This is a genomic window from Asticcacaulis sp. (assembly GCF_047605585.1).
GTDB lineage: Bacteria > Pseudomonadota > Alphaproteobacteria > Caulobacterales > Caulobacteraceae > Asticcacaulis.
In genome coordinates, this window is record NZ_JASGFK010000017.1 from 1 (window position 1) to 7,665 (window position 7,665).

A 7,665-nucleotide genomic window follows, 5' to 3' on the forward strand; every position below is an offset into this window, starting at 1 on the left:
GCCCCATCACCGCTTAAGGCCCCATCACCGCTTAAGGCCCCATCACCGCTTAAGGATTGCAAAACCAATGGCCCAGCCCTTCACCATTCGTCAGATCTATCTCAAGGACCTCTCCTTCCAGGCGCCGGCCGGTGCCGCGATCTTCAGCCAGGAATGGTCGCCGCAGGTCAAGGTCGACATGAAACTGGGCCACAGCGCGCTCGGCGACTCCTCTTATGAGGTGGTGCTGACGATGTCTATCGTCGCCACCAGCGCCGGCAGCACGGCTTTCATGCTGGAAATTCTGCAGGCGGGCGTGTTCCAGCTGGTCGGTTTTGACGATGCCGAGCGCGAGCGCATCCTGACCGGCAAGTGCCCCGGCATCCTGTATCCCTACGCGCGCGAAACGGTGGATGCGGTACTGATGAAGGGCCGTTTCCCGGCGCTGATCCTCGATCCGATCGATTTCGAAGCCAACCAGCCGGGTCTGACGCGCCGCAGTTAAGCGGTAAGGATCAGCGCCAGGGCGGAGAGGGTGAAGAGGCTGATCAGGGTCGATTGCGCCACTGAACGCGCGGCGCCTTCGAACCACAGGCCGTACATCTTCGTCTGGATGAAGACGCTGACCGCCGTGGGCGTGGCCGACAGGAAGACGAAGGCGCGGAAGGTCAGCGGATCGACATGCAGCAAGGCCAGGGCGATGGCGACCAGTGCCGGGGCCAGCAGGATCTTGCCGATGATCGCAGCGGCGCTGGCGGCATCGGGCCGGACCAAATTTGACGCCGGCATCAGGCCGAGCATGCCGCCGAGCGCCACCAAAGCCACGGGCGGTCCGGAATGGCCGAGCAGATCGAGCGCGTTCTCCACGGCCGGCGGGAAGTGAAAGCCGACCGCCATGCACAGCACGCCGATCAGCGCGCCGATGACGGTCGGGTTGCGGGCTGTATTGGCCAGCGCCATTTTCACCGTATGGCCGGAGGCCTTGGCGAGGGCGGCACAACCGATGCTGAACAGGATCAGGAAATCGGCGGCCACGGCCAGGGGGCCGGTCTGCGAAACGGCGGGACCGAACAGGCTGATGGCGATGGGAATGCCGAGGAAGGCCGAATTATTGACAAAGCCGGCCATGCCGGCGGCGACCGAGTCGTCAGGTTTCGCTTTCAACAGGCGCGCCGTGACGATGACCAGTGCGCCGGTGATGACCAAGGCGGCGATATAGGCCAGAAGCGGCAGGGCGAGGGCCGGCTTGAAGGGCGGCAGCTTAGCGAAACTGACCACCAGCCAGCAGGGAAAGGCCAGCCAGTAGAAATAGGCGGAAAGACCGTCCAGACCCTGAGTGTTCAGGCGCTTCAGCTTTACCAGAAGGGCGCCGAGACCGATAAAGGCGAAGAAGACCAGAACGCGGGTTAATGTATCGAGCATACCGGTTTCAATGCGCTTTAAACCGCGGCACGGCAAGCCTGGTCACGAAATTCCTTGTCCTTAGCGGGGGCAAGGCAAGAGTCCATATTGTGACCATTGGGGAGGCACTATTTAAAGGAAGTCAGAAACCCCACCACCATCCGGCTTCGCCGAACGGTCCCATGGCTTGCGAAAGCTATACTTTCGTTGGCGCCAACCCCTGCAAGGTGGGGAGGTATAAAAGACGGTTATCCCGCCGGGGTTTCGGGTTTGGGTTCCATATCCGGGGTGGGCAGGCCGATATGGACCAGTTGCCAGTGGGTCAGGCCGTGGCGCTCGAAGGTGAAGGTGGTGGTGCCGTGGGTGTCGTCGGTCACGGTCAGGCGGGCGCGTTCCAGGCTGAAGAAGGCGGTCTTGGGGGCGGGCGGCTTGCCTTCGAACTTCGACAGCTCGAAGGTGTTGGCGTCTTTCGCCGCGCCATAGGTCAGGCCAAGCAGGGCCTTGGGCGTCAGGTAGGTATTGACGTCGATCACCGGCTTGGGCGGGGTCTTCGTCGCGTTCGGATTGACCAGGTCGTTGAAGGCCTTGCCGACGGAATCGGCCACGCCCTTGATGGCATTGCCCGTGGCGCCGACCGGATCATTGAGCGCGGAAGGGGCGGGGGCGGCGACACCTTCGTCACCGGCATCGAGCTGGGTTTTCAGGCTGGTGCGGACGGAGGTGAAGTCGATCAATTTGGCCAGGGATTCGATATCCTGGCTCCGGCAGGCGCTGCGGACATCATAGAACGAGATGATCGGCGCCGCGTAAAAAAGACCGGCGGCCGCCACGATGACCAGAAGCAGAATAACCCCAAAAATGCGCGACACTGAAAGCTCCCCCTTAGCGCATTCCGAAAGTGTGACGCACTTTTCGGATGAAGATGCGCGTTAAAAACGACCGCGTTAACCATTCCTAGCATGGGTATTTTTGTTTGTCGCCTGTTGTGCACAGTTGGCGGATGGGTGTGGCGCGGTCTCCCTCCCCACCAAAGGTGAGGAGGTATAAAAGCGTTTAGATCTGCCGGGTCAGCAGGCCATGGACATAGGCCAGTTTCTGCTTGATCATCGGGGTCAGGATAAACGGATAGAGATCGCGCTCGCCCATCGAATGGTGGATGCTGTTCAGCGCCATCGACAGGGGCACCCACACCTCGGCGATGCGTTCGAAATCGAGCACCGAATAGGGATCGAAACTGGCATGCGCCGCCAGGAACTCATGCGACATTGGCGCCAGAGCGATGCCGAACATATGCGCGGTCTCCAGCGAATCGACGATATGCAGCACATGGGCGAAGCATTCGGCGAAATCCTCCCACGGATGGGCCGTGGCGTAGAAGCTGATATAGCCTGAGCCCCAGCCAGCCGGCGGGCCTTCCTGATAGTGGCGGTCGAGGGCCTGCTGGTAATCGACGCTTTCATCGCCGAACAGGGCGCGGAAGCTTTGGATCTTGTCCGCGTCGCGCACCATCTTGTTCCAGATGAAGTGGCCGGTCTCATGGCGGAAGTGGCCGAGCAGGGTGCGGTAGGGCTCGTTCATCATGGCGCGCTGCTGTTCGCGCGTCGGGTCGTCGGCCTCGGCGGTGCGGATGACGATATGGCCCTCGTCATGGCCGATCAGCACCGGCTGGCAGGAGCCATCGGGATTGATCTGATCGTCCTTCAGGTCGAACAGCAGACCGCCTTCCGGGTCTTCCCTGCGGCCCGGTCGCGGCAGGTCCCAGCGCAGGAAGGAATAGAACAGGTGGCGCTGGGCATCGGAAATGGCACGCCAGCGGCGCAGGCCGTCGGATGTGTTGGGATCGGGCACCAGGCCATTATAACGGCAGGCGGTGCAGTAGTCGTCTTCACTGTCATCGCGCACCAGCCAGTTGCAGATATCAAAGGTGGCATTGGGACAGAAGCGATAGACGAACTGCTGCTGATCGACGCGGCGCCAGCGATCGGCGCGGGCGCTATCGGGCTGCATGGCGTGCAGGGCGATTTCCTCGCAGACGAAGCCCAGGCGATAGCCGCAATTCAGGCAGGAGCGATTCTCGAAATAGATGGAGTTCCCGCAATTATCGCAGCGAAAGAGCTTCATTCTTTTTTATGGTCCCAAAGATCGGGGTGGGCGTCGATCCAGGCGATCAGGCCGGAAGCCACCCGGGCGTCATCCGCCGTGGTGAGGTGCCAGTCGCAGGCTCCGAAACTTAAGTTGTTCATCGGTAAGAAATCGATGCGGCTCTCGCCATCGCTGCGCAAGGCGGTAAGTACCTTCCGCACCTCGGCCTGGATCTCGCCATTGGCCTGATCGGTGGCCATCAGGAGGAAGAAGGCCTGCGGGTTCTCGGCGCGCAGGGTTTGTACGAACTGGACATAGGTCTGCTCGTAATCGCTGTGCAGTTCATCGCGTGTGGTCCACACCTCGCCGCCATGCAGGGGTGTGGAGAAATCGTTGGTGCCGAGGCCGATGACGATGATCTGCGGGCGCCAGTCGGCCGAATCGATCATGTCGGGCTGGACCGTATAGGCATAGGCCTGGGGCAGGTGAAGGCCGTCGCCACCATTATAGTTGCGCACCACGCCGCGGCCGGAAATGGCGTTGATGCGGTAATCGGCGTTGAAGTGCTTGGCCGTTACGGGGCCGAAGGCCAGTTGCGTATCGGTGGTGGCCCAGACCTGGCCACCGGGACAGTCACGCGTCGGCGAGGTGTTGCCATAGCCAACCGTGTAGGAATCGCCGATGAACTCGATCTCGCGCGGCAGGGCTTCGGGCGCGGGCAGCACATTGGCGGGGTCGGATACGAAAAAGCCGGTGAATTGCGCGGCGCCCCACGATTCGTTCAGCTTCTCGGCGCGAATGGTATGTTCGCCCGGCGCGAAGGGGCCGAGCACGATATCACCTTCGCCGGGACGGCTGGGCGTGTTGACCAGCTGGCCATCGACATAGACATTGAAGCGGTTGACGTCGTCATTGAGGCGCAGGTGAACCTCGGTGCCCCGGAAGCGCGCCTCGAAATAGGTGCCGGGCCACTGGTGCCGGTAACCCTGCGCCGGATCGTCATCGCTGACCGGCACCACGCGGCCGCCGATATGCAGCGGCAGGGCGGTGCCCACCGGCGTGGCGGCGAAAGCAGGCGCGGTCAGAAAGGTTGCGAGCAGGCAAAGGGCGGCAAGGCGCATCTATTTACCTTGCCAGATTTCCGGATGCGCGTCGATCCAGGCGATCAGTTCATCGCTGACCTTGCGATCGTCGGCAGTGTCGGGGTGGAAGTCACAGCCGCCGAAATTGAGGTTGTTCATGGGCAGGAAGCTGATGCGGGTCTCACCGGCGGCCTGGATCGCCGCCATCGCCCTCTGGGCTTCGGACTGGATTTCGCCATCGACCTGATCGGTGGCCATCAGAATGAACCAGGCGTCCGGGTTCTTGGCGCGCAGCGACTGCACGAACCGGACATAGGTCGCTTCGTAATCCGCGTGCAGTTCTTCGCGGCTCTTCCACTTTTCGCCGTCATGCAGAGGGGTGGTGAAGTCGTTGGTGCCGAGACCGATCACGATGATCTGGGGCTTCCAGTCCGGGTTATTATAGACGGTCTTGCCGTCATAAAGGGCGTAAGGATAGAGCGCCGGCAGGGGATCACCGATAAAGCCGCCGTAGTTGCGCACCATGCCGCGGCCGGAAAAGGCGTTGATCTGGTAATCGGCATTGTAGTGCTTGGCCGTCAAAGGACCGAAAGCCTGGGAGTTATCGGTGGTGGCCCAGATTTCATCCTTGGTACAGGTGCGTTTGCCGGCGGTATTGCCGTAGCCGACCGTATAGGAATCGCCGATAAATTCGATCTGGCGGGCATGCGGGGTGACGGGAAGCGCTTTCTCGTTGCTCGGAATGGCAAAGCCATAAAAGGTGCCATTGCCCGACTGTGTTTCCGTCAGACGTTCAATACGCAGATCGTGAGGGCCTTTATCCAGGCCAGATATGACATAGGTCTGGGCGCCAGGTTTGGTGAGGGTGGAAATGATCTTGCCGTCGACCCGAATATTGAGAATGTTGCTGCTATCGTCGACCTTGAAATAGGCACGGGTACCGTCGAAACGGGCCGCAAAATAGGTGCCTGGCCACTGATGCGTATATTTCTTCAAGAAGGGCGAATCGACAACGACATAGGCCTTGTCATCAACAGCGCGGCCACCAACCTGCGCATTCAGGGCGGTAAGGCGCGCCACACGCTGTTTGACCGGCTCCACCGTCACCGCCGCCTGCGCAGCCCCGGCTGTTAACAGGCTTGCCAGTGCTCCGCCCATTATCAGACGCCCCAACCCGTTACGCATCGTCTCAACTCCGTTTTTGTTATGAACCGGACTTATTTCAGGGCATGCCGGGAGCGTCAAGGTGGTGGAAAGCGCTATTTCACTTGCCAGGGTTGGCCCAGAGTTCCGGGTGGGCGTCGATATAGGCGATCAGAGAGGCGCTGATGCGCTGGTCATCGGCGGTATTGAGATGCCAGTCGCAGCCAGTCTGGGCAAAACCACTGCCGACATCAAGCGATGCCACGCGGGTTTCGCCGGCGGCATTCAGGCGTTTGATCACTTCGCTGATGGCGGCGGCCACGCGCGTCTCGCCATAATCCATCAGGATAAAGCGGGCGCCAGGGTGGCTGGCGCGGACCTGCTGGACGAAGGCAACGTAGGACGCGATGTAATCGGCGGTCAGGGCGTCTTCGCTGGCCCATTTTTCACCGGCATGGACGGGGGTAGAGAAGTCATTGCCGCCCAGCGCGATCACGACAATGGCCGGGTCCCAGCCGGCGTTGTCGTAAGGATGCAGGGTTTCGTCCTCGATCAGGGCCGAGCGGTAAAGCAGGGGCATGTTGCGCTTCGGCGCCACGCCATCGTAGTTGCGCACGATGCCGATGCCGGAATAGGCATTGATCTGGTAATCGGCGTCGTAATGCTTGGCGGTCAGCGGCCCGAAGGCCTGTTGCGTGTCGGTGGTGGCCCAGATCTCGTCCTTGGTGCATTCGCGTTTGGGCGAGGTATTGCCGTAGCCGGCCGTATAGGAATCGCCGATGAACTCGATCTGGCGGGAGCGGGGCTGTGGCGCGGGGAGGACATTGGCGGGGTCATCGACCTCGATATCACCCACGCCGGTATATTCGGCGTCCTGACTTTCCGTCAGGGTTTCGACGCGCACCCGGTGGCTGCCGTCGGATAGACCGCTATATTGAATGGCCTGGTACAGAGGCTTTCTCTGGCTATCGATCTTGTGACCATCGACGTAGATGCTGAAAATATTGGCTGTGTCGGACAGGATCAGTTTGAATGACGTGCCCTTGATATTGGCCTCCCAATAGGCGCCGGGCCATTGGTGCATGTACTGATAGAAACGTCCACCGATATGAAGCGGGACGCGTTCGCCCATCTTGCAGTCGGGGCAGGGGACACCAAGTGATTTTACGATCACGGATGCGGCTGGCCCGGATGGCGTCTGTGCGTGCGCTGTGCTGATCGCCATGATTGCCGCCGTTATGGCTGTCAGCATTATGCCAGACCGGATGCGCATCCTCTCGTCTCCTTATTGTTATGAGGAGACTATTCCAGTGGGTGCCGGGAGCGTCAAGTGCCCCTCCGTGCAGACAAGCCGCGCCTTATCTCCTTTGCAGGGGGAGAAACGAAAAAGCCGCCGCATCGGTGAAGAGGCGACGGCTTTGAAGGGTAGGGCAGAGGCCCCCTCCGCCACGGACAAGCCGTGGCACCTCCCCCGCACGCAGGGGAGGAGAAGGTTAGGCGGCCAAGGCCTTGGTCAGGTTTTCGCTGATCTTGTCGAGGAAACCCTCGGTCGTCAGCCAGCCTTGCGACGGGCCGACCAGCAGGGCCAGGTCCTTGGTCATGAAGCCGGCTTCGACGGTGTCGATACAGACTTTTTCCAGGGTTTCGGCGAAGCGCTTCAGTTCGGCGTTGTCGTCGAGCTTGGCGCGGTGCTTCAGGCCTTGCGTCCAGGCGAAGATCGAGGCCATCGAGTTGGTCGAGGTGGCTTCGCCCTTCTGGTGCTGGCGGAAGTGGCGGGTGACGGTGCCGTGGGCGGCTTCGGCTTCCATCGTCTTGCCGTCCGGTGTGACCAGGGCCGAGGTCATCAGGCCGAGCGAGCCATAGCCTTGCGCAACCGTGTCGGACTGGACGTCACCGTCATAGTTCTTACAGGCCCAGACGAAACCGCCGGACCACTTCAGCGCCGAGGCGACCATGTCGTCGATCAGGCGGTGCTCGT

8 protein-coding genes are annotated in these 7,665 nt (G+C 61.2%); 1 reads left to right on the forward strand and 7 read right to left on the reverse strand.

All coding sequences use genetic code 11. The features are described from left to right. Positions 1–67: 67 nt before the first annotated feature. Positions 68–484, forward strand: coding sequence for a protein-export chaperone SecB (gene secB / locus QM647_RS19245; protein ID WP_414997181.1), 417 nt, complete (start codon positions 68–70; stop codon positions 482–484). On the opposite strand, the gene QM647_RS19250 is transcribed toward secB, so the two are convergent. The 7 genes from QM647_RS19250 to QM647_RS19280 form a co-directional block, all read right to left on the reverse strand. After that, complete coding sequence (locus QM647_RS19250; protein WP_414997182.1) at positions 481–1,401, reverse strand: AEC family transporter; 921 nt, start codon at positions 1,399–1,401, stop codon at positions 481–483. The genes secB and QM647_RS19250 overlap by 4 nt on opposite strands. Before the next feature lie 227 nt (positions 1,402–1,628). After that, positions 1,629–2,249: a DUF2939 domain-containing protein gene (locus QM647_RS19255; RefSeq protein ID WP_414997183.1), complete on the reverse strand. Its 621-nt coding sequence runs from the start codon at positions 2,247–2,249 to the stop codon at positions 1,629–1,631. Between the two features lie 184 nt (positions 2,250–2,433). Continuing rightward, positions 2,434–3,501, reverse strand: coding sequence for a putative zinc-binding metallopeptidase (locus QM647_RS19260; RefSeq protein WP_414997184.1), 1,068 nt, complete (start codon positions 3,499–3,501; stop codon positions 2,434–2,436). Then, entirely contained in the window at positions 3,498–4,583 is a 1,086-nt protein-coding gene (locus tag QM647_RS19265) for an SGNH/GDSL hydrolase family protein (protein ID WP_414997185.1), read from the reverse strand. The genes QM647_RS19260 and QM647_RS19265 overlap by 4 nt, the downstream gene beginning before the upstream one ends. Then, positions 4,584–5,702, reverse strand: a complete 1,119-nt coding sequence (locus QM647_RS19270) for a GDSL-type esterase/lipase family protein (RefSeq protein ID WP_414997186.1) — start codon at positions 5,700–5,702, stop codon at positions 4,584–4,586. 106 nt (positions 5,703–5,808) lie between these two features. Further along, a complete protein-coding gene (locus tag QM647_RS19275; RefSeq protein ID WP_414997187.1) occupies positions 5,809–6,912 on the reverse strand; it encodes a GDSL-type esterase/lipase family protein in 1,104 nt (367 codons plus the stop codon). 268 nt (positions 6,913–7,180) lie between these two features. After that, positions 7,181–7,665, reverse strand: a 485-nt coding sequence (locus QM647_RS19280; protein ID WP_414997188.1) for an isocitrate/isopropylmalate family dehydrogenase, incomplete at its 5' end; no start/stop codon positions are given.

Excerpts from the sequence above, each read along its gene's own strand:
- QM647_RS19270 (WP_414997186.1), bottom strand. The coding sequence starts at position 5,702 with ATGGGCGGAGCACTGGCAAGCCTGTTAACAGCCGGGGCTGCGCAGGCG.
- QM647_RS19275 (WP_414997187.1), bottom strand. The coding sequence starts at position 6,912 with ATGGCGATCAGCACAGCGCACGCACAGACGCCATCCGGGCCAGCCGCA.
- QM647_RS19250 (WP_414997182.1), bottom strand. The coding sequence starts at position 1,401 with ATGCTCGATACATTAACCCGCGTTCTGGTCTTCTTCGCCTTTATCGGT.
- secB (WP_414997181.1), top strand. The coding sequence starts at position 68 with ATGGCCCAGCCCTTCACCATTCGTCAGATCTATCTCAAGGACCTCTCC.
- QM647_RS19265 (WP_414997185.1), bottom strand. The coding sequence starts at position 4,583 with ATGCGCCTTGCCGCCCTTTGCCTGCTCGCAACCTTTCTGACCGCGCCT.
- QM647_RS19260 (WP_414997184.1), bottom strand. The coding sequence starts at position 3,501 with ATGAAGCTCTTTCGCTGCGATAATTGCGGGAACTCCATCTATTTCGAG.